25 protein-coding genes are annotated in these 24263 nt (G+C 60.6%); 19 read left to right on the top strand and 6 right to left on the bottom strand.

Annotated features, from left to right (window positions below; translation table 11 throughout):
* Nucleotides 1-71: 71 nt before the first annotated feature.
* The gene (locus tag AC07WT_RS29665) at nt 72-1163 is read right to left on the bottom strand and encodes an ABC transporter substrate-binding protein (RefSeq protein ID WP_494949704.1); all 1092 of its coding nucleotides are present in this window, start codon (nt 1161-1163) and stop codon (nt 72-74) included.
* 312 nt (nt 1164-1475) lie between these two features.
* Between AC07WT_RS29665 and AC07WT_RS29660 the strand changes: the two genes are divergently transcribed.
* Both AC07WT_RS29660 and AC07WT_RS29655 read left to right on the top strand, forming a co-directional pair.
* Nucleotides 1476-2540, top strand: coding sequence for a sigma-54 interaction domain-containing protein (locus tag AC07WT_RS29660; protein WP_494949703.1), 1065 nt, complete (start codon nt 1476-1478; stop codon nt 2538-2540).
* Between the two features lie 245 nt (nt 2541-2785).
* On the top strand, nt 2786-3991 hold the full coding sequence (locus AC07WT_RS29655; RefSeq protein ID WP_494949702.1) for an MFS transporter: 1206 nt from the start codon (nt 2786-2788) through the stop codon (nt 3989-3991).
* Nucleotides 3992-4108: 117 nt separating this feature from the next.
* On the opposite strand, the gene AC07WT_RS29650 is transcribed toward AC07WT_RS29655, so the two are convergent.
* Both AC07WT_RS29650 and AC07WT_RS29645 read right to left on the bottom strand, forming a co-directional pair.
* Entirely contained in the window at nt 4109-5065 is a 957-nt protein-coding gene (locus tag AC07WT_RS29650) for a nucleotidyl transferase AbiEii/AbiGii toxin family protein (RefSeq protein WP_494949701.1), read from the bottom strand.
* Nucleotides 5028-5453 (bottom strand): DUF6088 family protein, encoded by a 426-nt coding sequence (locus AC07WT_RS29645; protein ID WP_494949700.1) that lies wholly within the window; start codon nt 5451-5453, stop codon nt 5028-5030. The genes AC07WT_RS29650 and AC07WT_RS29645 overlap by 38 nt, the downstream gene beginning before the upstream one ends.
* A gap of 489 nt (nt 5454-5942) precedes the next feature.
* Here AC07WT_RS29645 and AC07WT_RS29640 point away from each other — a divergent pair, with 489 nt between their 5' ends.
* Nucleotides 5943-6221, top strand: a complete 279-nt coding sequence (locus AC07WT_RS29640) for a hypothetical protein (RefSeq protein ID WP_494949699.1) — start codon at nt 5943-5945, stop codon at nt 6219-6221.
* 213 nt (nt 6222-6434) lie between these two features.
* Here the strand turns inward: AC07WT_RS29640 and AC07WT_RS29635 are convergent, their stop codons facing one another.
* Nucleotides 6435-6854, bottom strand: coding sequence for an ACT domain-containing protein (locus tag AC07WT_RS29635; protein ID WP_494951074.1), 420 nt, complete (start codon nt 6852-6854; stop codon nt 6435-6437).
* 188 nt (nt 6855-7042) lie between these two features.
* Between AC07WT_RS29635 and AC07WT_RS29630 the strand changes: the two genes are divergently transcribed.
* The 11 genes from AC07WT_RS29630 (at nt 7043) to AC07WT_RS29580 (ending at nt 16948) form a co-directional block, all read left to right on the top strand.
* Nucleotides 7043-7267, top strand: a complete 225-nt coding sequence (locus AC07WT_RS29630) for a helix-turn-helix domain-containing protein (protein WP_494949698.1) — start codon at nt 7043-7045, stop codon at nt 7265-7267.
* Nucleotides 7268-7684: 417 nt separating this feature from the next.
* Nucleotides 7685-8368, top strand: a complete 684-nt coding sequence (locus tag AC07WT_RS29625; protein WP_494949697.1) for a DUF3577 domain-containing protein — start codon at nt 7685-7687, stop codon at nt 8366-8368.
* A gap of 496 nt (nt 8369-8864) precedes the next feature.
* The gene (locus tag AC07WT_RS29620; RefSeq protein ID WP_494949696.1) at nt 8865-9284 is read left to right on the top strand and encodes an antirestriction protein; all 420 of its coding nucleotides are present in this window, start codon (nt 8865-8867) and stop codon (nt 9282-9284) included.
* A gap of 75 nt (nt 9285-9359) precedes the next feature.
* Nucleotides 9360-9947, top strand: a complete 588-nt coding sequence (locus AC07WT_RS29615; protein WP_494949695.1) for a hypothetical protein — start codon at nt 9360-9362, stop codon at nt 9945-9947.
* Nucleotides 9948-10069: 122 nt separating this feature from the next.
* Complete coding sequence (locus AC07WT_RS29610; RefSeq protein ID WP_494949694.1) at nt 10070-10606, top strand: DUF6927 domain-containing protein; 537 nt, start codon at nt 10070-10072, stop codon at nt 10604-10606.
* 267 nt (nt 10607-10873) lie between these two features.
* Entirely contained in the window at nt 10874-11434 is a 561-nt protein-coding gene (locus AC07WT_RS29605) for a DUF3275 family protein (protein WP_494949693.1), read from the top strand.
* Between the two features lie 18 nt (nt 11435-11452).
* The gene (locus AC07WT_RS29600; RefSeq protein WP_494949692.1) at nt 11453-12607 is read left to right on the top strand and encodes a DUF6094 domain-containing protein; all 1155 of its coding nucleotides are present in this window, start codon (nt 11453-11455) and stop codon (nt 12605-12607) included.
* Nucleotides 12608-12683: 76 nt separating this feature from the next.
* Nucleotides 12684-13139: a hypothetical protein gene (locus tag AC07WT_RS29595; protein WP_494949691.1), complete on the top strand. Its 456-nt coding sequence runs from the start codon at nt 12684-12686 to the stop codon at nt 13137-13139.
* A gap of 274 nt (nt 13140-13413) precedes the next feature.
* The gene (locus AC07WT_RS29590) at nt 13414-14025 is read left to right on the top strand and encodes a hypothetical protein (RefSeq protein ID WP_494949690.1); all 612 of its coding nucleotides are present in this window, start codon (nt 13414-13416) and stop codon (nt 14023-14025) included.
* Nucleotides 14026-14148: 123 nt separating this feature from the next.
* Nucleotides 14149-16458 carry an SNF2-related protein gene (locus tag AC07WT_RS29585; RefSeq protein ID WP_494949689.1) on the top strand — a complete coding sequence of 770 codons (2310 nt, stop codon included), beginning with the start codon at nt 14149-14151 and terminating at the stop codon, nt 16456-16458.
* Between the two features lie 136 nt (nt 16459-16594).
* Nucleotides 16595-16948: a DUF3085 domain-containing protein gene (locus AC07WT_RS29580; RefSeq protein WP_494949688.1), complete on the top strand. Its 354-nt coding sequence runs from the start codon at nt 16595-16597 to the stop codon at nt 16946-16948.
* A 263-nt stretch (nt 16949-17211) separates the two neighbouring features.
* Here AC07WT_RS29580 and AC07WT_RS29575 read toward each other — a convergent pair whose 3' ends face one another.
* Nucleotides 17212-18468 carry a hypothetical protein gene (locus tag AC07WT_RS29575; protein ID WP_494949687.1) on the bottom strand — a complete coding sequence of 419 codons (1257 nt, stop codon included), beginning with the start codon at nt 18466-18468 and terminating at the stop codon, nt 17212-17214.
* 179 nt (nt 18469-18647) lie between these two features.
* Here AC07WT_RS29575 and AC07WT_RS29570 point away from each other — a divergent pair, with 179 nt between their 5' ends.
* Nucleotides 18648-19931: a carbon-nitrogen hydrolase family protein gene (locus AC07WT_RS29570; RefSeq protein ID WP_494949686.1), complete on the top strand. Its 1284-nt coding sequence runs from the start codon at nt 18648-18650 to the stop codon at nt 19929-19931.
* A 9-nt stretch (nt 19932-19940) separates the two neighbouring features.
* Here the strand turns inward: AC07WT_RS29570 and AC07WT_RS29565 are convergent, their stop codons facing one another.
* Entirely contained in the window at nt 19941-20225 is a 285-nt protein-coding gene (locus AC07WT_RS29565) for an HU family DNA-binding protein (RefSeq protein ID WP_494949685.1), read from the bottom strand.
* 268 nt (nt 20226-20493) lie between these two features.
* Between AC07WT_RS29565 and AC07WT_RS29560 the strand changes: the two genes are divergently transcribed.
* From AC07WT_RS29560 to zigA, 4 genes are all read left to right on the top strand, one after another.
* A complete protein-coding gene (locus tag AC07WT_RS29560) occupies nt 20494-20685 on the top strand; it encodes a hypothetical protein (protein ID WP_494951073.1) in 192 nt (63 codons plus the stop codon).
* 152 nt (nt 20686-20837) lie between these two features.
* The gene (locus AC07WT_RS29555; RefSeq protein ID WP_494949684.1) at nt 20838-21260 is read left to right on the top strand and encodes a hypothetical protein; all 423 of its coding nucleotides are present in this window, start codon (nt 20838-20840) and stop codon (nt 21258-21260) included.
* Nucleotides 21261-22579: 1319 nt separating this feature from the next.
* The gene (locus AC07WT_RS29550) at nt 22580-22975 is read left to right on the top strand and encodes a Fur family transcriptional regulator (protein ID WP_494949683.1); all 396 of its coding nucleotides are present in this window, start codon (nt 22580-22582) and stop codon (nt 22973-22975) included.
* A gap of 37 nt (nt 22976-23012) precedes the next feature.
* Nucleotides 23013-24224, top strand: a complete 1212-nt coding sequence (gene zigA / locus AC07WT_RS29545; protein WP_494949682.1) for a zinc metallochaperone GTPase ZigA — start codon at nt 23013-23015, stop codon at nt 24222-24224.
* The last annotated feature ends 39 nt before the right edge of the window (nt 24225-24263 follow it).

The raw sequence follows: 24263 nt of genomic DNA, 5'->3' as shown, positions 1-24263 counted from the left end.
ACTCAGCATTCAGGCGCGTACTACGTTGTTGCATGTGGAGCAGCTTGAGTGTTGTTGGTGCCCGGATCCGGTCAGCGCGTCGCAAGGCGCTGCGTCGCCCACACACCAGCGACTTCCGGCTGCTTGAGCGCAACGTCCTGGTAGTGCGTGTCGACCCATTCGGACATCGCGAACCTGCGGCGAATCAGGTGGAAACGGTACGCATCGTCGACACATTTCTGGTCGAGCGCGACGGCGTGTGCGTCGACGATCGGAGAAAGCTTCTGGGCTAGCGGCGTGCCTTGATACTCTTCCCGGAAATCAGCAAGACTTATGCTGCCTGCTTGCGCCCAGAGGTCGAAAACCAGCTCCCGGTTGCGCTCATCGGAGGCCCAGGCAGCAGCCCGCACCAGCGCGTTCACGACTCGCTGTGTTACCTGCGGATACTGCTTTGCGAAGCGTTCGGTCACGAGCACATGCCCGAGGCTGCCGATGTCCGGAGTGCTCTTCGAGTTGTAGATGATGCGGGCGACGCCCTTATCACGAAGCGTAAGCAGCCCCAGGCCACCGAACACAGCGTCGAGTTGTCCCGACCGGAATGCCGCCACCGACTCAGCGGGATCGAGGTTGACGACCTGTACATCCCTCTCGCTCAAGCCGTATGAAGCCAGGATGCGGTTTGCGGAAAGCTGGGAGGCCGTGCCTTTGAGGAATGACACCCGCTTGCCGCGCAGGTCGGTGATCGTCTGGATGGACGATTCCGGGCGAACCGCCACGTAGGCCGTTCCATAGCTGCCTGACATGAGTACGATGCGGGTATCAATTCCCACCGAACGGCCAATGATCGAGGGCAGGTCGCCGAGCGTCGTGAAATCCAGCTGATTATTTGTCAGTGCCTCATTCACTGCCGGCCCTTGCCCGCGGAAAAATACCCATTGGACATTGATGCCATCCTTGCGGAACTCATCCTCGAGGTAATGGCGCACCTGCGCGATGGCCGTCCATCCGCCAACGATGCGAGGCGGATTGCCATGTCCGGAGTCGGATACGCCAAAACGAATAACGGTGGGCGCAGTCTGCGTATCAGCGGCCTGACTGGTTAGAGCGGAAAAGCCGAGGACGAGCGCCAGCAACACGCGCGCAGTACCGCGAAGGGCGTTGCGGCTCAAAGTGAAGGAATTCATGCTGGGGTATGGGACCGTGAATTGACGAGCGCCCCATAAAGCAACTCACGTTCCATTTGAGTCAGCCACGCGTGTAGTGGCTGGTCCTACCGTTGGGTATCTTGTGAATGCTCCGAATGCAACAACAGGAACACAAAACTGTTGATGTCGGGCGCTCCTTCTTACCAGCTCGAGAAATGAATGAGCATGACCGAGTTCTGTATATCGTTATCCGATTATTTCACTTTGCACATCTGGTGTAGCGCTTGACAATGATTCTGCCGTCTCTCCCACACGATTATGAATAGTCCGAATCGATCCACCGAGCGAAGATTGCTGAAATTTCCCGTTGAGACGGAACATCCGCTCTCGATCCGCGCGAAGGCGATCGTGTTTGACGATCCTCTTTCTGCCGCCTTGCTGGGCGATGTTGAGCGAATCGCGTCGACTGATGCCACGGTGCTAATCGTGGGTGAGACCGGTACAGGAAAGGAACTGGTCGCGCGGCATATTCATGCGTGCAGCAAGCGCAGCGGACCGTTTGTCGCCATCAATTGCGGCGCATTCAGTGACACGTTGATCGATGCCGAGCTTTTCGGGCATGAAAGTGGAGCGTTCACAGGTGCAAGTCATGCGCGTGCGGGATGGTTCGAAACCGCAAATAGCGGTACTCTGTTCCTGGACGAAATCGGAGACATGCCGCTTGCACTTCAGGTCAAGCTGCTGCGCGTGCTGCAGGAGCGGCAGGTGGTACGCATCGGTGCTCGACGCCCGGTGCCCGTCGACGTCCGGCTAATTGCGGCCACTAATGTGGATTTGAGCAAGGCTGTGCAGGCAGGTCGTTTTCGCGCAGACCTGTATTACCGCATCAATGTCGCCCCGGTGCGTCTTCCCTCGCTGCGAGAAAGACCGGGTGACATCATGCCGCTCGTCTTGCATTTCGCGGAAGTTTATGGGACCCGTCTTGGACTGTCGAATGTGACCGTGACTCCTCAGGCCGAACTGCTCCTCACGTCGTACGGCTGGCCGGGGAACATCCGCGAACTCGAAAATGTCGTGCACTACGCACTCGTCGTAAGCCGCACTGGCGATATTGAAGCGACTGACCTTCGCCTCGCACCGCACGGGCCTGAACACGGATCCAATGCTTCGCTGCAAAGCGTCGGTCCGGCCGCGCTATATGAATCGATTCGCCATGCATTGCGTCAGTTGCTCGTGCATGAAACACCCGATGTGTACCTTTCGTTCGAGCGATTAATCGTCACGACAGCCTTCGACTATCACAAGGGCAATCAGGTGCGCGCCGCGCGAGCGCTGTCTATCTCGCGCAATGTGTTGCGCGCAAAGTTGCGTCAACTCGGGCTGCTCGGAGAGTCCTTTCAGATCTCGGTTGATTAAACCATCGCAGCACATCTGTCAGCCCGCCGCGCAACACCGGAAGCCCTACATGCACTGACTTCTAGTGTTCTCTCTTTCACTTTGGTAAAGCCGCGACTGCGGCGTGAATAGCGTGTCTGTCGCTGATCGAAACATGCGCAAAGACATCGTCACGTCTGCGGTGTCGCCGCCTGTTTTCTTCTCCGTCGAACCAAAACCGGATAACCTTGCGGTGGCCTGGGCAAGCTCAGCGCTTTCGCCATACGATGAAAGCGCCCTTCGTGGCCGACGCGACGAACGCATTTTTCATCGCCCTCTCCAGCGTCTCGTTTTTCATCGTCGGAGTCGGGATCGTTCTGCCGCCCTGGGTCGCATTTCATGTCGGTGGATCGAGCCTGCTGGGGCTCGTCCTCCTGAGTTCGAGTGTCGCTGGATTTGCCTTGGCCCCAGCCGCTGGGCATGTGGTCGACCATCGTGATCGTATGGCCGTTACCGCATCGGGCCAACTCATCAGAGCGCTGGGCCTGTTCGTTCTAGCTCTGGTGCAATGGGTGCCCGGTGAACTCGTGCCGACACTGCTGATCATGTCGGGCATTCTCGGCGCGTTCGGCTATGCGCTTCTGGCAGGCGCGCTGGGCGGTGTTCTTCAGTCGCTCGTGCCGGAAGGCGAGCGCATGGGTTTTAACATCCGCCTGTCCTTCTTTAACCAGGCAGGTATCGCGATGGGCACGGGCGCGGGAGGCTACGCGATCAACCGCTTTGGCAGCAGCACCGCGGCGGTCCTAGGCGCATTTATCGCAATGGCCGTTCTGCCTCTACTTCGCACTCTGGTGGGGACCGTGGGCACAAACGGGGCACGCAAGCACACCGGCCTGCTCGCCGCCTCGCTTGAAGCCTTCGCGTACCTCATGAAACAGCCGCGAAGCCTCGCCGCGGCAGTAACGGTAGGACTGGCCTTTGCTGTCATCCAGATCACGAACCTGCTGTTGCCGGGCTTCGTCATTCATCAGCTCAGGGGGGACAGCAAGCTCTTCGGAACCCTCGAGATGACGGCCGCAATTGCCGGGATGGCCGCACTTGCTGTAGCAGGACTACCGCCGGTCGCCAGAGCGATGCGCGGCGTCACGACCGCAGTTCTCGCTGGCGCCGGGGGCTCACTGATCCTGTTATCGCTGGCACGAGACGCGCCGGTCGCGATCGTGCTCTACTGTCTTGCCGGAATGCTGTGGAATCTCTCGCGCGCCGCGGCTAACGGGCACCTGCTAACCGTCGTAGACGGGGTCTTCATCGGGCGCGTACAGGCCTTCACCACGCTACTGACGGGAGCGTTCGGTGTGCTGATATTCCTGCTCCCAACGTTGCTCCCCACCACAACGGAAGCGCAGTTGTACGCGGCGTGCGGGACAACAATCGTCCTTGCTGCGGCCCTTGTCAGGCTGTACGTCGACCGAAACCGCGCCAGACGTGGCTGACGTTCGGCGTTGCAATACGGCAGGTCGCCGTGCATGGCAACGCGATCCCGGACTTACGCCGAAAGGCACAGGTGAGAGCACCGGGCTTCACTTTCCCGAGCGCTTCCCGGACTGGAACTAAAGCGTATCCAGAAGCGTTGTTGCCGCCGACTTGAACACGCTGAACGCTTCCTCGAAGGTCGGTCGGGTCGTACCATAAACCAGCGGCATCAGGACATTCTGGTATTCCTGTTGCGTCTGCGCCTCGGCTTCTGCAAACGTCAACGCGGCGATCATGCACTGTTTCGGGTCGTCGACGAACGCCTGATGAAGACGGAACTCCTGCCGGTCAAACTCGACGAGATCGCTGAAATGCCTCGCAGCCCGGCCCACTGCGTCCGGGCTTGACTGAACCATGCAGTAGGTGTCGTAGATATGGCGAACCAGGGCACTGTCCCAATTCTCGCGAACACCCGCCCGGTGCTCGGCATGCCGGCGCAGAAACGACAACACCTTCTCCGCGAGCGTTTCTTCGGCCGCAATGCAGGTCATCCCCACCGCTTGCCCTTCCCGCCCCGCAAGGCGATCGATCAGATAGCCGATCGGCCTCTGCCCGGTGTCAAAGCGTGGCGAACGCACTGTGAATTCGAGACTCAGGTGGGGACGCAGGCTGCCATGTGCGGCGTATCGTGTCTCATACAACCAGCCTGATGCGAAATAGCGATTGCCATTGCGGGCTTGTGTCTCTTCCTCGACGATGGCGAAGTCGAGCCCGGTCATCGTACCGACGATGGCGGCCTTCAGCGCGCCAAGATGTGCCCTCAGTCCACTCTTCGACAGGCCATGATCGTCATTGACCACCACCTTCAGGTCGATGTCCTCGGACATCCGCTCGATCAGGCCGTACGCCTTCGACAGGCTTGTTCCCCCGCAGAACACAAAATTTACATGCGGATGCTTCAGTGTGGCCAGCGCGCGCAACGCGTCGGTGACGTGGACATCCTTCTCAAGAACAGCCGCAGACAGGTTTCCGGCAAGCCCCTCTGCGACAAGAGCATCAATGAGCTCTTTCTGCTCGCTTGAGATTGTTTTCATATTGGACAGTCTTCTTTCCGAAACCCAGCTTCCGGCCGATACGGCGTCTGCCTGTGTTGATCACCACTCCGGCGGGCAACTGGGTCGTCGCGCCGGAGTTGTAGCGCTCCACCTGGCGCGACGGATAGATTTTCACGCCCAGCCTGGTCAGCGCCTGCTCGGCCAGAATTTCCACGGGTTGTACCGGAATGGGGGCACCCGACAACGCGCTACGCTTCGCCTTCGCGTACACGCCCACGCCAAGTTTGACGATCACGCCGCTTTCGACAAGTTTGCGCAACGCACGGCTCACCTGGGCTTCGCTGCCAAAACGTGCAAAGTCGGTCCGCAAAAACACGTCAGATGCCTGTTTGGCGATCGATATCTTCAGTCGGTCTTCCAGATACATGACAGCCTCCAATCGTCGTGTTCGCCAGATTTTCTGCCCAACCTATTGATTATTAATGATAAAATAAAACAAATCACGATCACCGACTAGTATAACATAGGGCACCTTCGTTTGACTCCCGGCGAGAACGCCGACGACGAATTGCCAATCAATGGAGCATGCCATAACGGTACGACTGGCCTTTGCCGTCGTACAGATCAAGAACCTGCTATTGCCGGACTTTTCATGCGCTCAAGGGCGACACTCATCTCTTCGGCATGCTCGATATAACGGCCGCGGACGCCGCAATGGCTGCGCTCGCTCTCGGAGGTTTTCCAGGGTTGTCAAAGAAATGCGCAGCACTGCGACCGCAGTTCCCGGCGATGCCGGGGCTCGCCGATCCTGCTATCGCTGGCGCATGACGCGCCAGCCGCAATCGCGCTCTACTGTCTCGCCGGAATGCTTTGCAGTCTCTCACGCGCCGCCGCCATCGGACTTCTCCTGACGGTCGTGAATGAAGCCATCGTCGGCCGCGTGCAGGCATTTACCACGCTCCTGACGGGCGAGCTCGGCTTGCTGCTCTTCTTCCTGCTAACCCTGTTTCCCGACGCAACGAAGGGCGCACCTGCGCTCGGCATGTGGATCCGCGATCGTGCTGGCCGCGACCCTCGTCGAACTATGGGCCGACCGCGCCAGAAGCGGCCCTGCGTGATGATCGCCATCGCGATGCTGCTACACCCGCGAACGCCCGTCGTCCAGCCCTGGTCGCGCGTCACAGGAGCCCGCTGATTTTACGCATCGGAAGCAGTGGCCATGTTCCCGCAGCCGCTTCCAGCAGAGGGACCTTGCGGCTTGTCGGCACAGCGAGTGCGCGGGACATCCTGCTAATCAGCGTTCCCGGGATTGAATCGCTGCCTGTCACGGGTAAAGCCGACATCCGCATCTCGACCGGAAGCTGAAGGTCTGAGCGTCACCCCAGATATCCCGGACAGAGTGCGACAGTCACCCCGCTGTGGTCCGCTCGGTCCTTTCCTGCAGTCCGGCCAGCTGTGCCAATGCATCGGCCGCACGCTCGACCGGCACGAAGAGGTGATCGTGAAATGCCGCAGCAACGACATTGCAACTGATGCCAGCCTTCGTCAATGCTTCTGCGACCGCCGCAGTCAGCCCGACGGCCGCCAGATCGGAATGCACGGTCAATGTGATCCAGGCAGCCCGGAAAAGCACCGGCAATCCTTCGCGCTGGGCCGTTAGCTCATCGGTGATGACGGTTAGCCCCTCGCGCTCACGAAACATCGCCAGCGGCGCGAACCGCGACACGTCTGTATCCGCCGGAACAGACGCAAAGACATAGGCACCTTCATTCAGCTCTGGCTGCATCGACGCCAGCAACTGGGCAAGATCCGAAACCGGTTGGCTCACTGGGTTTCCTGTCAGAAAGAGGTCAATCGGGCGGGACACCGTCAACAATGCGACCGGCGCCAGCGTCGCTTTCACAGCACTATTGTGACTGACGCGGAAAATTGTCACTCATAGTGCGTCCTATCATAGAGCGTGGCCTCAAACAGGTCAAATCCGTACGCTTCGATATCTTCCCGAACGAGATGTCGATGCAGTACGACCCCCTTGCCCTCTTTGGAAAGCGCCTGGTCGAGCTTCGCAAGGCGCGCGGCTGGTCACAGGAGCGCCTCGCGCTCGAAAGCGGCCTCGCCCGGTCGTACATCGGCGGCATCGAGCGGGGCCAGCGCAACATCGCCCTCTATAACATCTGCGTACTGGCCTTCACACTCGGGGTTTCACCCGCTTCAATGCTTGAATTTGATGAGCTTGCGTGACGGCTCACATTCTTTCGGGACTGTTCACGAAACCATCGTGGCCAATCGTGATGACCATGTATCGACCGTGAGGGCAATGTACAGATCGTGAGACATCGTGACGCGTCGTGAGCTCAACATTAACCCCGTTATACGACGTTATACGGGGCTCGCACGAAAGAAAATATGGCGCGGTTATCGACTTGATTTTTTGATTTCGCCGACTATGATTCGCGTTTGAAGTTGCCCGCTGGAGCCCATCCAGCATCCTTTGCAGCATCGTCGCTCTGCGACACCTTTCGCGGTCGTGCTTCGTCCCACTGTCTGGACCACCGCAAGGTCATCTGACCTGAAGCTTCCTTCCTTGCCTGTCTGGGGAATTACCATTCCCCGACACGGGCTGTGGCGATTCCCCATTTTTCGTTCTGGAGAATCGTCATGAATCAGTCAGTCGAACCTCGCAAGTATTTCGATCTTCATCTGCGCGGCCTCGGGTATCTGTCGCGCGTACGCGATGTGACCGCCAGGGGCAATGGCCGTAGCAAGGCCAGGCCTTTCCTCGCATGCGCCATTTCCGCATTCCATGGCGACCCGAATATCGAGAACGGCATCGCCTATCTCCCGCTCGATCTGATCGTCGCTGGCGAAAAAGCGAGAGACGCTGTCCGCTCCGTGATGGACGACGCGAACGATCCCGACGTGAAAGTCCTCGTTTCGTTCCGCGCGGGTGATCACTACATCCGCACATTCGAACGCACCGGCAACCGCGCTGGCGAAACCGGCGCTGTGCTCAAGGGTCGCCTGCTCAAGCTCTTCTGGATCAAGGTCGACGGCAAGGAGGTCTATCGCGATGAAAGCGAAGAACGCGACGACCCGGACGCCGCAAGCGATCAGGCGCCGGAGCGTGCCAACGCACAGGTGCCGTCGACAGACGGTCCTGATCAGCACGACACCGACGGCATCGATGAGCCCGACAGCGGTCGCAATGAACAGGAGCCACGCAATGCCACGGCTTTGACTGAACGCGCTGCCCCGCGTACCAACCGCTATCCCCCACTGCGCCGTCACGGCAACGCCAATATCCAGCGAGATATCCGTCGAGCCGCTACCAGCGCCGAGTGAATGGCGATCCCTCGTCCCCCGCCCCGCGCGGGGGTCTTCCCGCATGACCGGTGCGCCGGTTTTCCCGAGCGATGCATCACGAAACGCTCAGGAAAGCCGGCAAAGCCCCAATCCGCACTGGGTTCACGGTGGCCCAACGACGCCGTGCCGTTTGTGCCGGACCGATTGCTCTGGCCCAGACACACGCCTGGCAGATTTAACTGCCAGGCGTCATGCGTCATTCGCTTCTCATAGGCTGCCACGGCCAATACAGGCAAATGACGCGTGACGGTTTCACTGCTGGCCTGCCAGTTTGCAGGCCCGTCCGTCGCTACGCGAGGCGACACCTTTACAGCCCACTTCCGGTGCCACTGTCTGCACGGCTGTTCCCGCGTCACGTGACGCGCGGTTCGGAATTACCTCCTGTCACGCCTTCGGGCCTCACCTTGTCCAACCCTCGCGGGGATGCGCTTCCCCGCCCGGGGCAGCCGTTCGCCGCGCCTTTTCGGAGAACGTCATGACTCAAGCCAGCGAAACACGCGCCATCACGGCCACCATCGTGCCTGACGAGCGCCGCATGGAAATCCTGCCGCGCTATTTCGGCAAACACATGGTCCGCGCCGAAGTGGCGGTCTATACGGCCATGTCGTCACTGTGCGCGACATACCACGGCGGATTCTGGGATTACGTGGAGCTGTCCAATGGCGCCTTCTATATGGCACCGCGCCGCAGTGATCCGCTGCCCATCACCTGCGACGGCAACGGATATGACGGCGAGATGAGCAGCGATGCCGCAGGCATTGTTGCAACGCTGTTCGCCTTGAACGCCATGGCGCGGTCGACGGAAGAATCGTGCTTCACGGACCTGTATCACGGACTGCTGGCCTTCGTGCCGTCTCACCCGGAAGCCCGCGATATCTTCGCGGCGATCGACTGACGTCCTGCCTATCTATTACACCCTGCGGAACGCAGCCCGCATGGGCGCGTCTCCGCGGCGCTCACGGAGACAATCATGTCAAGCTGTCACTGTTTCGACGCCCGGCCACCCGTCAGAAAGCCTGGCGACATGGAAATGTTTTGCTGGCCGGATTTTCAAACGACACACCACGTGCGAATCCCAGAGGTGCTTGCGCACGCCGCGGACTGGACCGCCGATGAAGACGGTACTTCGCAGCAGCTTTTTCAGTGCCGTGACGGGCGCACATTGCCGCGCTTTATGAGCCAGAGCGCCGGTCTTCCAGACGGCCTCTATCTCGGACTCTTCAACGGGCGCGACGATCCACCTGGGTCCCCCCTCGTCACCGGGTTTGACGGACCGCTGATCGGCCGCTTGCGCTACTGCCACACCGTCAGGGCACGCGACCTCGAGCTGGAATTCCTCGATCCGTATGAGGGGCGGCACTTCTTCCCGGACATGGGCGTCGTCGTCGGACCGGATGGCGAAGTTCCAGTCGGGAAGATCACGATGCCGATCCAGCTCATGCTCAACTCAGGGGCCATCGTCTTCGATGGCCGGTACTTCGCCGACTGGACCGTATTCATCATCAGCTCTGTTCGTACCGCCATGGGTCGCGATCTTCATGCACAAAGGCGCGTGTAACTACGGCATCACGATTGCCGTTTTGACTTCCTTTCATCACTTGCACCGCATCAACGGTGCTTCCCCGCGGGGTATCGTCCCGACACGGGAACGATGCCTCGTCTCACCTTGCGAGGTACATCATGGGATGGCTGTTTGGTCATGGACAGACGCGCGCACAACTCGTCGCTCGCCTGACACGCGACGAGGAGCATGACGGCTTCACGCGTCGCTGCCTTCGTCACTGCACGAGTGGCAACGTCCTCTGGACTGTCTGGGAAATCGGTCGCGCAGGCGTTGCGCCCATGCGTTATATCGGCTGCGACCTGCTCGCATGGGACAAAACCTGTGCGGGCTGGGGATACAAGGATATGTGCGAGCAGATGGAACCGTTGTATTACTCCTGCCCGCTCGCCTATCTCGATATGGTCCCGCCCGCAGCGCCCGCATGGCGTCAGCAGGTACGCGCATGGCATGCGGCACGCTCACGCTCACTCGCGCCGGGCGATGTGTTGACACTCAACGGTCTGTCGATAAAGGAGGCTGTCGTCGTGAGGCGACACCATCGCACGTGGATCGTCGAAAGCGGGGGCCGGCTGTTCAGACTTCCCCCGCGCCTGTTCCGTCATATCGTCGATCAATGCAGCACAGACAAGTGCGGCCCGCAACACGCGGACTGATGCATCCATACCGTCCGTGACCGCTTCACGCTCCCTGGCCGACATGCCGGAGCTTCCGTCAATGAGCTTTCGGGAATGAGCGAGGGCTGTTGTCCAGTCGTATCGGTCGCGCATCGCAATATCAGCAAGATCTGCAATGTTCCCGTTCGGCGTGTCGGCTGTGCCCTGCGCTTTCCGCGCGGCGGCGGTCAATCCGCACGAACTTAACCAACCCGCGGGACACCCATGCCTGCCATGGAGGGTCCCGCCTCACTGCGTGGAGGCATCATGATTTCGCTTTCCGGCACGCTTGACGTGCGCACCATCAAGGGCAGCAACGGCCCGTTCCAGGTCGGAGAACTCACGACGTCCGTTGGCGAGTTCAAGGTCAAGGACAAGGTGCTCGAACAGTTCGAGCCCGGCGCCTACACCGGCACCTTCCTGATCGACAAAATCTATCCGCACAGCTACGTGTGGTACGGCAAGGTCACCGTCGAAATCCGCGCGAGACTGGCCGATGTGCAACTCGACAACGACGAACCGTTCAGCGAGACCGGGCGCGAGCCCACGTCGACGGAGCCGGACCCCGTCGACGAGGAGCGCACACCGGGTGACACAGCCGATGCGCATGCAGACGAAACTTCGGCGTCGGCGCTGACCAGCAACGCTTCCGGCGAGCTCTATCTGCCCGACCTGTTCGGCACCGAACTGGCCGATGCGATCGTCGCCGGCGAGCCAGTCAAGCTGGACCCAACCGTCGATCGCGGGGTGTTCCGTCAGCAGCGCGACCAGCTTCGCGCATTTGGCTACACCTTCCAGGCATCCAGCCAGACCTGGCGGAAGGCCTGATCCCTGTCCAACTTCGGCGTGCCGGGTCTTCCGGCCGCGGCACACCGTGACCCAAAGGAGAGTCGTATGGCCTTGATCTTTCCCCGCCTCGCCAGAAATTTCGTGAAAAACGGGTACTTTCCGACCGACGCCGTCACGCTCGCGCGCATCATGCCCGCGCTCGCACTGTCCGATCCCGATCGTCCCTCGCGGCTACTGGATCCCTGCTGTGGCGAAGGCGCCGCATTGCACGAGCTGAAGGCCTCGCTTGCTGCGCTGACCGCGACGCCCGATGCGGTACGCACATTTGGCGTCGAGTACAACCGCGAACGTGCCTGGCACGCGAAGGAAGTGCTTGATACGGTCGCGCACAGCGACGTCCACGACATGTTCATCACGGCCCGCAGCATGGGGCTGCTTTTCCTGAACCCGCCATACGGGGACGTCGTATCGGACAAGGCGCAGACAGGCGAGCGTCAGCCCGATCGTCTCGAGAAGATCTTCTACCTCAAGACGGTCCCCTGGCTCGCGTTCGGCGGTGTGCTGGTCCTGATCGTGCCGCACTACGTGATGGACCGCGAGTTCGCCACGATGATCGCCCGCAACTTCGCGCAGGTCCAGGTGTTCCTCGCGCCCGACCAGACGTTCAGGCAGCTCGTGCTTTTCGGCGTCAAGCGCCGTGCGGGCGGAGCCGATACCGCACTGGCCGCGCGCCTGGCGCGCATCCATGAAGGCGAGCTGCCGCCCAGTCTGCCGGAGAACTGGACCTCTGAGCCGTATCACATCCATTCGACGGCCGGCGAATGCGCCTTCATGTCGACACGGATCGATGCGCCGCAGCTCGAACACGAGCTGAAACGCCTGCAACACGCCACGCTGTGGCCGCAGTTCTCCACGATGTTCGCGACGAAGGCTGTCACGCCGCGGCGTCCGCTACGTGATCTTTCCGACTGGCATCTTGCGCTCGCGCTTGCAGCCGGACAGATCACGGGCGTCGTTACCGGCGCCGACGGCACACGCCTGCTGATCCGCGGCGACACCATCAAGCAGAAGGAGCAGGAAGTCCAGATCGAGGAAACCGAAAGGGGCGATATCCGGACCACGATCCTGATGCGGGACCGCTTCGTTCCGACGATCGCGGGCATCGACTTCACCCCCGGCCCGAACCTCGGCCGGATAGTCACGATCCGCTAGCCCGGATCACATTCAGCAACCCTGCGGGGCCACGCCCCGCACGGACGGGTTTCCGCACTTCCAGGACACCTACGTCATGAATAATGATACGAGCCTCACGGGGCGGGCACTGCCCGCCTTCATGGTCGGCTACAGCCTTGACCATACCCATCGCGTCGTCGTCGGCATTCGGGCCGCCAGCGCCGACGCAGCTTGCGCCATCGCCCGTGCGGCATTCGACGCCGGCACATTGTGGGATGACACGCCGGACATGCCGCTGCTTTACGACGATTACGAAGAGCTTGACGGACAGGCTCTCGACTTTGACGCCACGTCCATCGCAACATGGCCGGCCGCCGACGTCTCGGTACGTGCAGTGAAACTCCACGCCGCCGGGCACCGGCTGCTCGCATTCGCGCGGCTTGCAGACAGACGGTTGCCCGTCGCAGCTTCGATTGAAGCATGGCATCCGGATGCCATGGTGCCGATGACGGTGACCGCCCGCCAGGTACATGAACTTCGCTCACTGCTGGGCACGCTCGAAGGTTGCTGACTTGCGAGCCCATTTCCCGGCATCCATTTGCGCCCTTCGAGTGGGGCGCTTTCCCAGAATGTTCCATAAGGCGTGCTGGGAAAGCGTTTCCCGCTGATCTGCCGGCAGCAGGTCCGTCACCGCCCGTCACGCGGCACCTTTGCACCATCCGCAGCTTTCTTCCGGCGCTTCGTCTGCGCGGCTGCGGCTTCGTTCGCGAAGCCCCGGAATTTTCCTTAACTCAGCCGGGTCGGCACCCGGTGGGTGCGCCCGACATTCAGACTGGAGCACCCCCATGCTGTATCCCATCAAGGAACTGCAGGACATCTTTGTCGACGCCTGCGTGCGTGCACCCGATGGCGAACTCGTCTTCGTCTCCGTCTTCGGACGCGATGGCGCCGTTCAGCAACTGTATGCCTCTCTACACCTGGGCATTCAGGAAGGCGGCATCCGGCAGCTCACCCTGCTTGATCCCGACAGTAGCCAGCCCCTGGCGGCCGTCCCCGTCGGTGACCCTCGGCGGCTCGACAAGTACAGCGGTCGCCTGCCGAAAGACAATCTCTTCGGCAACCTCGTCCATACCTGGATTTACGACGAATCGCTCCTTACCCCATCGAAAGCCGCGGGCTCGGCATGGCTGCTGGTGGATCGCGAAACGCAGGTGCACGACGACGCGTCCCTGCAGGCCCGCGTCTGGTCGCTGATTGAACAGCTCAGTCCAATACCGCTGCTACCGCACTGGCGTACGCCGGTGCTCGACGCACTCGGCAGTCACCTCGTCGCCCATCTCGACGCCACGCCTTATGCGCCTGTCGGGCGCATTCGCGCTTCGCGCGTCACGCTCCCCGACGCGTTCGCGGAGGCGATTTCGGCATTCGTCACCAGTGCCACGCTCAAGCTCGACTGACGCGCAGTAGCCCTCATCCAGAAAGCACGAGCCGCACCATCGGCTCTCGACATTTCCCCCAACCTGCGGGACTCGCGCGTCCCGCCAGGGGAACGTGCGACCCGCGTCTTATGGAGACGTACCATGGAAGATCTGCAAACCGCTGTCATCGACAGCGACATCGACAGCAGCACCACCGGCGACGACCTGGTGAGGGGCGATCAGTCCCGTGACGTGATGGCCTTGCCGGATTTCATCTCGAACTTTGGTGCCGGACTGCTTGATGCCGTCCGCCAGCAAAACCCGTCAATCTATGATGGCCAGCGTCCACAACAATGGGACGCGCTACTGGATGCACTGTCGCGCCAGCCGTTTCCCGCGCAACGCGAGGTCATTCACGCAATCACGACGCTGCTCACCCGGTACGCTCCAGGCGGCGTCATCAATGCAGAAATGGGCTCGGGAAAGACCCTGATGGGTATCGGCGTCGCGGTACTGCTACATCACGCTGGCTATCCGCGTACGCTCGTCATCGCGCCACCCCATCTCGTCTACAAATGGCGACGTGAAATCAAAACGACGGTACCGGGCGCACGTGTCTGGATTCTCAACGGTCCGGACACGCTGCGCAAGCTGCTTCAGCTGCGTGTCATGCATTCGAGGCCGACGGTGCCGGAATTTTTCATTCTCGGTCGCGTGCGTATGCGCATGGGCTTCGACTGGAAGCCCGCCTTTGCGCGCCGCGTCGCGACGCTCGACATGGAGACCGATGCAGTCACGCGCGTCTTTGCCTGTTGCCCCTCGTGCGGCGAGTTCGTCTGCGATGAAGACGGCAACCCACTGACGCCCACCCTGGCCCGCCCTGCCCTCGACGAAAAGCGTCGGGCGTGCAGGTGTGGCGAGCGGCTGTGGACCCTGGCGCCCAAAGGCCAGGGCACACGAACGATGCGCGAATTGGTAAAGAGCGCCCTGTTGCAAATGCCGACCGTTGGCGAGAAGACCGCCGAACGGCTGCTCTCGCGCTTCGGCGAGACGATGCTGGCCGACATGCTGCAGGATAATCTGTATGAGTTCATCAATCTGATGGACGACAGCGGCGAGCTTGTATTCTCGGACCGGCAGGCGAAGCGCATGGAACGTGCGCTCGCGCACACCGAAATCTCCTTCGGGCAGGGTGGCTACCAGGCCTCGGAGTTCATAAAGCGATACCTTCCTCAGGGCTACTTCGGTCTTCTGATCGCTGACGAAGGCCATGAATACAAGAACGAAAACTCCGCCCAGGGCCAGGCCATGGGCGTGCTCGCCCGCAAGGCCTCCAAGACGCTGCTGCTGACCGGCACCCTGATGGGCGGCTACGCCGACGATTTGTACCACCTGCTCTATCGGCTGAATCCGTCCATGCTGATCGAGGACGGTTTCAACTACAACCGCAACGGCTCGATGGCGGCCGCGACGATGGCCTTCATGCGCGAGCATGGCGTGCTCATCGACATTCACAGACAGGTCGACGAAGGATCACATCGAACCGCGAAGGGCGATCGCAGGAGCGTCTCGACGGTAAAGGGTCCGGGCTTCGGCCCCAAGGGCATCATGCGGTACGTCGTGCCGTATACCGCCTTCCTGAAGCTCTCGCAGATCGGCCAGAACGTCCTGCCGCCGTACGACGAATCGCTGCTGCCGGTGGCCCTTACCGAAGAGATGGCCGCGGCCTATCGTGCGCTCGAATCAACGCTCACATCTGAGTTGCGCGCCGCACTGCGCTGCGGCGACAAGAGCCTGCTCGGCGTGGTGCTCAATGCATTGCTCGCATGGCCCGAATGCTGTTTCCGGCCGGAGATCGTTCGACATCCCCGCACGAAAAGGATTCTCGCCAGCGTACCGGCATTGCTTCGCGACGACCAGCCGGGTCCCAAGGAAGCGGCGCTCCTGCGGCTCGTGCGCGACGAACTGCTCAACCACCGCCGCACGCTGGTCTACACGACCTATACGGGTACGCGTGACACGTCAGTGCGCCTGAAGAACCTCCTCGATGCAGTGGGCGTCAGGGCGTCCGTGCTCCGTGCGAGTGTCCCAGCTGAAAAGCGGGAAGACTGGGTCGCAGACCAGCTCGAGCGCGGCGCCGACGTCATCATCACGAACCCCGAGCTCGTCAAGACCGGGCTCGACCTGCTCGAATTTCCGACGATTGCTTTTCTTCAGTCGGGCTTTAACACGTACACGTTGCAACAGGCTGCGCGTCGCAGCTGGCGGATCGGTCAGACGCACGACGTGACGGTGCGATTTCTTGCTTACGAGGCCACCACGCAGATGCGGTGTCTGAAGCTGATGGGACAAAAGATTGCGGTCTCGCAGTCCACCTCCGGCGACATGCCCGAGTCCGGTCTCGACATCCTGAACCAGGGTGGAGAAAGCATCGAAGTCGCGCTTGCGCGACAGCTCGTGAGCCAAGAGTAGCCCGGCATTTTTTCGTTTAGCGCCTCAACGCCTGTCCGAACCTTGTCCCTCGCAGCGAACGGCGAAGCGGTCATCCCCCTGCCCTCAGGGTTGGCGACCGTCTTCGCTTTTTTTCAACTTTTCTGGAGGTCCCATCATGATCCGGTTTCCCGCTTCCGATCTGCGCCCCGTACTCCTCGAGGCCCGCGCGCATGCCTGCCACCTCGTACTGGTCAAGGACCAGGGCGTCTACATGATGACCGACAAAAACACCACACCAGACGACGGCCTGCACCGACTGATCGCGTATGCGACTGGATGTAACCCCGGGACGGTGCCGTTCGACGACTGGTGGGAACGCGCCCGTGCCGAATTCGGTGGCGACGACTTCGTCGAATATCTGGACCCCGACGCCGCCGTTTTCGATCGCGTCATTGACGACGGATGGAATCTTGAGATCCGGGCCGATGCAAGCCACCTGTATCTGAACGCAGTGAAACCCGACGCGTGACGGACTGTATCCGTCGCTGTGAACCGACCTACGTCGCCATGCTCGGATGCCCCTGTTCTCGAGAGAACAGGGGCATCTTCCTGATTATTCCGCAAGCAAGCGTATGCGAAGCGCTGAATTCGACCTGAAAAGCATCACTCTCAACAAGGCGTGCACAAAGCCAGATCGAGATTACTTACGGTCAATTGATGCCCGAATGCGGACGCCCAAGTGACCGCCTCAGCGCCATATCCGCCACCGCTCCAGGCAATGGACTGGCCCCGTCACTGTGACGCATGCGGCACATCAAAGACCATCACGGTTACGGTCATCTCGCGGTTCGGGTCATCGCGATGGGCGAACCGGAATATCCAGCCTGTTTCCGAGCGTTGGCTGATGAACTTTCGGAAGTTCGGATGACGCTCGGTGTTCTCCTTCACCTTCGCCAGCACATCGGTGAAGTTGCGGTTTCTGTTGAAGACCAGGATGGCGGCCTTCGTATCCCGCCAGGTCAGGTAGCCCAGCAACTGGTCAATCGTTTCGAGATAGCCTTTCTCGCCCCGCCAGAACTTGCATTCCGCGACGAAGATGCTGCGTCCCCTGTCCTTCACGAGGATGTCCGTCTTGCCCTCATAGTTGAAGGTTTCGCCCGTCGCCTGCCCCTGATAGTGGCCATTCAGTTGCACAAGAAAGTGCGTCCTGATGGCTTCTTCGTCGCTATGCGCAAACGCCGAAGGACTGCACTCCATCACGCGAACCATGCTGGTCATGATGTCGAGGATGCTGTTGTAGTGATCATCGGGCAATGCCGGTTCAGGCGTGAAGCTCGCGGTACTCGCCGCCGGCTGGACCGGGGTGATTTTGCGGCGAACCTGCGGGCTGGCATAGGTGCCTGCTGCCCCTTCACGCCGTTTCATCGGGAAGCCGAGACTCGCCACCAGGTTTCGATCCTGCAGCAGCTTCTGTTTCCTGAAGGCAATCTTGCTCTGAATCTGGGACACGATCGAGCGGTTGAACTGTTCGGCTGCGGAACGCAGATGCTTCAGATTCGTCTCGATGTCCGCCACCGTGCTGTCAATATGCTGTTTCACCTGCGCCGGCTGCAGTGTCGTTCCCTGCACATGGATGAACAGGCTGCTTCCGCGAACCTCGCCGCGCGGCGGGTTGAGCGAAAACGTCGAAGGCTGCACACCGAAGAACTGTTCATCGCCCGAGAACGGAATCTCGACCTCGACCAGCGTCCCGGGAACATGGAACGGCCGGCTGCGGTCAGAAACGTAGCGCGAGGGGTCCTGACTTACATCAATCCGGGCTTCGCGCTGGTCGACGGATATCGCGTCGCGCTTGATCTGCGGCACGTCCATCCGGTATTTTTCCAGGAAGTAGTCAACCAGCGCATCTTCCGACGTGTTGAGGAGCTTGTCGGGGTGGTAAGCGTCAACCTCCTGATCAACCGCGCTGCGCTGATGTTGTTCAACACTGAACCAGTCGACCTTGCAAAACAGCAGATCCGTGTTACCGCGCGCCAACCCGAACGACATTTGCTCTCTCCTCTGTTCTGACCTGGGACATTGATGTCCGTGACGTAGATTGCAATTTTCATCAAACATCGAGGCTGGCGCAAATGACTTTGCAACCGGTCCGCCAGATCAGTAGCGCGACCCGATATCGCGGGCAATCCATGGGGTATTGAGGTACTGGACGCGAGCGCGTGCCGCCCATGATGCGAAATACCCGAATCACTCAATTCACCCGTTTCACGTTGACGCTACGCGCGCTGCCTGTCCGGTATGCCCGCACATCGAGTCAGCCAGACCTGCTGCTTGCCGCCGGCGTCGGCATTGCCGTCTCGATGATGGCGTGGTACCCGGGAAACAACCCGATCGCGCTGCTCGCCCTGCCGGCCGCATGGTCGAGGCTACGCAGCCGGACGGCTGCCTTCGTACTGTGGGCCGCTTACTATCTGTCCGGCGCACGCGACATTCCGGTCGTATGCGAGCGTTTCTTCGCCTGCTATCACGAGCTGGATCCGCCCGCGGCCGTCGCACTCGGGATGATCGTCTGGCTGCTTCAGGCCGTTGTGCTCGCACTGCCATGGACATTGCTCAAGCCAGGCCTGACGGCATCGGCCTGCGCGCATGTGTGGCGCGCGATGCTGGCAGCGCTGGTCGTGACGGTCCCGCCCCTCGGCATCATCGGATGGCTGTCGCCGCTGCACGTAGCGAGCACGCTGTATCCGGGCTGGAGACTCGCGGGCATGGGCCTTGGAATAGCCGCCCTTGGCGCGGCGACCATGCGGCGATGCACGCCTGAAAGGTGGTTCGTGTGCGTGGCGCTCGCGGGCCTCTCTGCCTGCGCGCACTGGCGGGAAGCGCCGCGCCCCCCGCCTGCAGGATGGCTCGCAGTCGACACGGCACTCGGCCGTTTCGACCAGTCGAACTACCCGTCGCTCTACAAGCGGACCACCCAGATCCAGTCGATCGCCCGACAGGCGTTCGCCAGCGGCGCGACCGTAGCGATCCTGCCCGAAGAGATAGCTGGTTTGTGGCGCCCCGCGGCAGCACTATGGTGGCATGCGGATGTCGAGAGAATGCGCAACGCCGGCCAGACCCTCGTGATCGGGATGGACCTTCCCTTGAAAATCGCACCGTTCCGTTACACCGACAGCATGGTCAGCCTTGGCGCAAGCCACGGTCGGCTCGATAGCCGGCAGCCCGTTCCCATCGCGCTCTGGCGACCGGGTGCACCGATCAGTGCCGTCAGGGGAAGCCTCGCGCAGCCGTATTCTTTCATCGCCGGCCGGCGCGCGGCGATCTCCCTGTGTTATGAGGATCTGCTATGGTGGCCGCACTGGCGCGCGATGCTGGAACAACCTGACGTGGTCGTGAGCCAGTCGAACGGCTGGTTCGATGCGGATCTTGCGCTGTCGCGAATACAGCGACAGGGTATCGCGTCCGTGGCGCGCCTGGCGGGGGCGCCCCTGCTACGCGCAACGAACCGGTAATGCGGCCGATTACTTGCGGATGCCGTTCACCGCGTCCTTGAACGACTTGCCAGCGGTGAACTTCACGGTTTTCGCCGCGGCAATGGCGATCTCTTCTCCCGTCGCCGGATTACGGCCTGTGCGGGCGGCGCGCCTGCCCTGGGTGAACGACCCAAAGCCAACCAGCTGCACCGTCTCGCCTTTGACGACCGCCGTGGTGATCGCACCGATAACAGCATCGATCGCCTCGCCCGCGACGGATTTGCTCGAACCGGTAGCCGATGCCACCGCATCAATGAGTTCCTGTTTGTTCATTCACTTCTTCCTCTGACGGTTAAAAGGATTGCGGACAGCTTCCCGAACAGCGATGTGGACCGATGCATTCGGCCAGCCCGCCTACCGTATCGCGAAGACCAACCATACGCAAGTCTCTCCCAGGCGGCGATTCCGTACGGGGCGCGCTGCCGGATCGTCCAGCATGGTCAAGGCTCGATTGCTCCGCAGGCAGGCATCACCCGGTATTGAAAACCGGCAAACGACCTCCATATGGCGATTTCATGACCTCTCGTTCGGCGGCATTTCTATGGATTACCGAGTCAGCTATGAGCACAGTCTGCAAAGCGAACCTGACGCATTCATCGTTCAGGTTCCGTCTCAACTTGTAGAAGGGATTCCCCTCAACATACCCCGTGCGCTGCTACCCGAGTACATCGCGGAGCGCATCCTCGAGCGTTCGCCGACCATCGGACACATTCGCAATCTTCGAATTCTTTGACAGCGAAGCGCATCTGTCCGGCACGTAAGGGAGCTCGGGAGCGAAGCTTGCACCCGCAGTTGCCGGCTGATAACGCCCACTGCGCCATATTCTGACGTATCACGATGAGTCGAAAGTCTTCCGCACGTTCTCGGCCGCCCCTGAGCAGGAGCATGCTGTTGCCGCTCCCGCTGCCCCGGATCCGGTCCATTTCACTTGAACACCATCTCGCACTGGAAGCCATCATCAGCGGCCACGGTAACCTTGATCTTCTGGTCTGCCTGCTTAAGGCGGTCTATACAGCCTGGGACCTTCGGGCGGAGACGCCCGCCGGTTTCGACGACCGGCCGTTCCAGCTCGCGGAAGCAGCCCTTGAACGATGCATCGCGAGGGCCGAGCGGTGCGAGGCCTGGGAGATGTTCGACGTGGACAGGAAAGCGATTGAAAAAATCCTGGCAATCTATGATCAACAGCTCGCGAGTGTGCCCGCGCATCGCTTTCTCGCGGCGCTCGACATGCTCAACCGCTTTGCCGTTGAAGGTTTAAAGTCGCCGATTCCACCGTTGACTGACGCGCACCCATGTCAGGCTGAATGAAAAACCGTGCCGCGCTTATCCGGAAATTTTCTGGGGGTTGCGCGTGCTCCGGTCTCTGTGACAAAGCCTTCATCCGTGCTCCTTCAATGAGCGAGGCACACTCGCATAAATCCCGCGTGTCGCGGCAGAATTTTTAATGATTGGCGCGGCGAGACTCAACTATGATTACCCGGTTCCGCTCCACGCAGGGAACGGTTTGCCTAACGTCTGGGGCACCGCGTCAGAGTCGCCTCTGTCGCGGCTTTTCTTGCCAGCACAACGAGAATCCGTGAAGCGATTCATATCTCCTTGGCCTGTACAGGAAGCTGAGACGCTATCGTTTTCTATCGAAAGGTCATCGCGCAGTTCGATAGTCGATCCTGATGATTCGATGCGCCCCCGAAGACCCGACGCAAGCGTCTGGCCTGCATGGCGAAGCTGATCCCAGGAGCGCGACTGGCCTTCAGTGAATTTGCGAGCGAGGAGTAAAACCGAAAGCACACAGAAGGAAATATTTGGACAGCGGATCATGTCGGCAATCGTGATCGCCACATTCGTGTTTAGATACAGCCACCAGCGTGCGGATACGGGGGCCTCTACGGCTTTACTCCTCGCGGAAGGAATCCTGCGAGCCAAACAGCGACGCGTGGGTATGGCCGGTCATCTGCTAGCGGGTGTAGCAGTGCGCTGCGCCGGATAGATCGGCTACACGCCTTCGTTGCTGCGTCGTTTGCGTTGCGCGCAGTGAGGAGGAAGACGGGTCCATTTCCTTTGAATTCGTCTGCGTGTTGCGCCCACGCGTCATAGTCAAATACTCAGGGATTGAGCTTGGCCAAATTGGTCGTGACATCGTACGTACGCTTGAGTCCTGGCATCCGTGTGGAGAAAATCCGGTAGAGCTGGGATTGGATCATCACGTCTCCCACCCATTGGCGCGAACGTGCGCGGTTGCGCGCACCAACATCGGGCGCATCCGCTCGCCACACGCCACACCGGCTCTCCACCTCCCTTTCGCCGCTCACTCATTCGAATCTGGTCGCGCGTTGCATACCTTAACATTCTGAACAGGCGCGTCGCAGGTTGCTGTCGTTAGCCTAGGGCGGTTTATATGGTCTTTGGTGCGTATTTCCGCCAAGTGCCAAAAGACCATCTATGCGCCTTCGGCACTATCGAATACCTGTACTTGCCGTAGCTGTATGTCACTTTTCAAAAAGGGGCCCTTTATCGACAGGGCCGAAGTCGAGGAGGTCAGCCGTGGTCATCTTCAAATGCGTCAACCAAACGCATTTGAAATCAACCAAGGTTATGTTATAACGTTACGTTGATTGTTTGGATGCCCCATGGAAATGACCGCAAATCAACAACGTGTGCTTTCGACACTGCAGCAGGCCAAGGCTCCTCTGAGCGCCTACATGCTGCTCGATGAACTGCGTGGACAAGGATTTAGTGCTCCCACCCAGGTGTACAGGGCACTGGAGCGTCTCGTTCATGAAGGGCTTGTCCATCGTCTGGAAAGCCTCAATGCCTACGTCTGTTGCACCTGTTCCGCAGAGTGCAAACAGGGTTTGCTGGCTTTCGCGATCTGCGAAAAATGTGGCCATGTTGATGAATTTGTCGATCGTTCACTGAGCCGGAGTCTTGGTGCATGGGTGCGCCAAAACGCCTTCTCTCTGCGCAGCTCCACCATCGAACTTCGCGGCCTGTGCACGGAATGCACGGCACAAAGCCAGCTGTGAGCTGGAAGTCATCTTTTCTTGGTGAATCTGAATCACGATGAATAGCGATATGCAACCCGCGTCCAGGAAACTGCCGGTCACCGTCCTCTCCGGCTTCCTCGGCGCGGGTAAGACCACGCTGCTCAACCACATCCTCAACAACCGCGAGGGCCGGCGTGTGGCGATCATCGTCAATGACATGAGCGAGGTCAATATCGACGCCGCGCTGGTGCGCGATGGCGGGGCCGAACTCTCACGTACCGACGAGAAGCTGGTGGAGATGAGCAACGGCTGTATCTGTTGCACGCTGCGAGAGGACTTGCTGGTGGAGGTGGATCGACTCGCCAAGGAAGGTCGATTCGACCAGCTCGTCATCGAATCCACCGGGATTTCCGAGCCGCTGCCCGTGGCCGAGACCTTCACCTTCGAGGGCGAAGACGGTCGCAGCCTGGGCGAAGTCGCCCGGCTCGACACGATGCTGACTGTGGTCGATGCCTACAACTTTCTGCGCGACTACAGCTCGCGCGACAGCATCCAGTCGCGCGGCGAGTCGCTGGGCGAGGAAGACCAGCGCACAGTCGTGGATTTGCTGATCCACCAGATCGAATTCTGCGATGTGATCGTGCTCAACAAGACCGATCTCATCAGCGATGAGGAACGTGAGCGGCTGATGGCGATCCTGCGCAGCCTCAACCCGCGCGCCCGCATCGAGGTGGCTGAGTTCGGGAAGGTGCCGCTCGACCGCGTGCTGGACACAGGGCTGTTCGATTTCGACGAAGCCTCCAGGGCGCCCGGCTGGCTGCAACAACTGCGCGGCACGCACACGCCCGAAACCGAGGAATACGGCATTCGCAACTTCGTGTATCGCGCGCGCCGACCGTTCCATCCGCAACGCTTCTTCGATTGGGTGGAAAACGAATGGCCGGGCGTGGTGCGCTCCAAAGGCTTCTTCTGGCTGGCCAGCCATCCGACGCTGGCGGGCAACTGGTCGCAGGCAGGCGCCGTGGCCCGACATGGCGTGGCGGGCTACTGGTGGGCAGCTGTGCCGCAGGAGCGCTGGCCGCAAGACCCGGAATCCGTCGCCCTGATCCACGACAAATGGGACGAGCGCGTGGGCGATGCCCGCCAGGAACTGGTGCTGATCGGCATGGAGATGGACGAAGCTGCGCTGCGTGCCCGCTTTGACGCGTGTTTGCTAACTGACGAGGAAATGGCCCAAGGCCCCAGGACGTGGACGACCTGGCACAACCCGTTCCCCGATTGGTCCTGACTTGACCGTGCTCCCCACGCTCTGAATCGGGTAGGGGGC

It is taken from the genome of Paraburkholderia sp. GW821-FHT02A12, from assembly GCF_059422005.1.
This window is presented reverse-complemented; position numbering and strand designations above follow the sequence as displayed.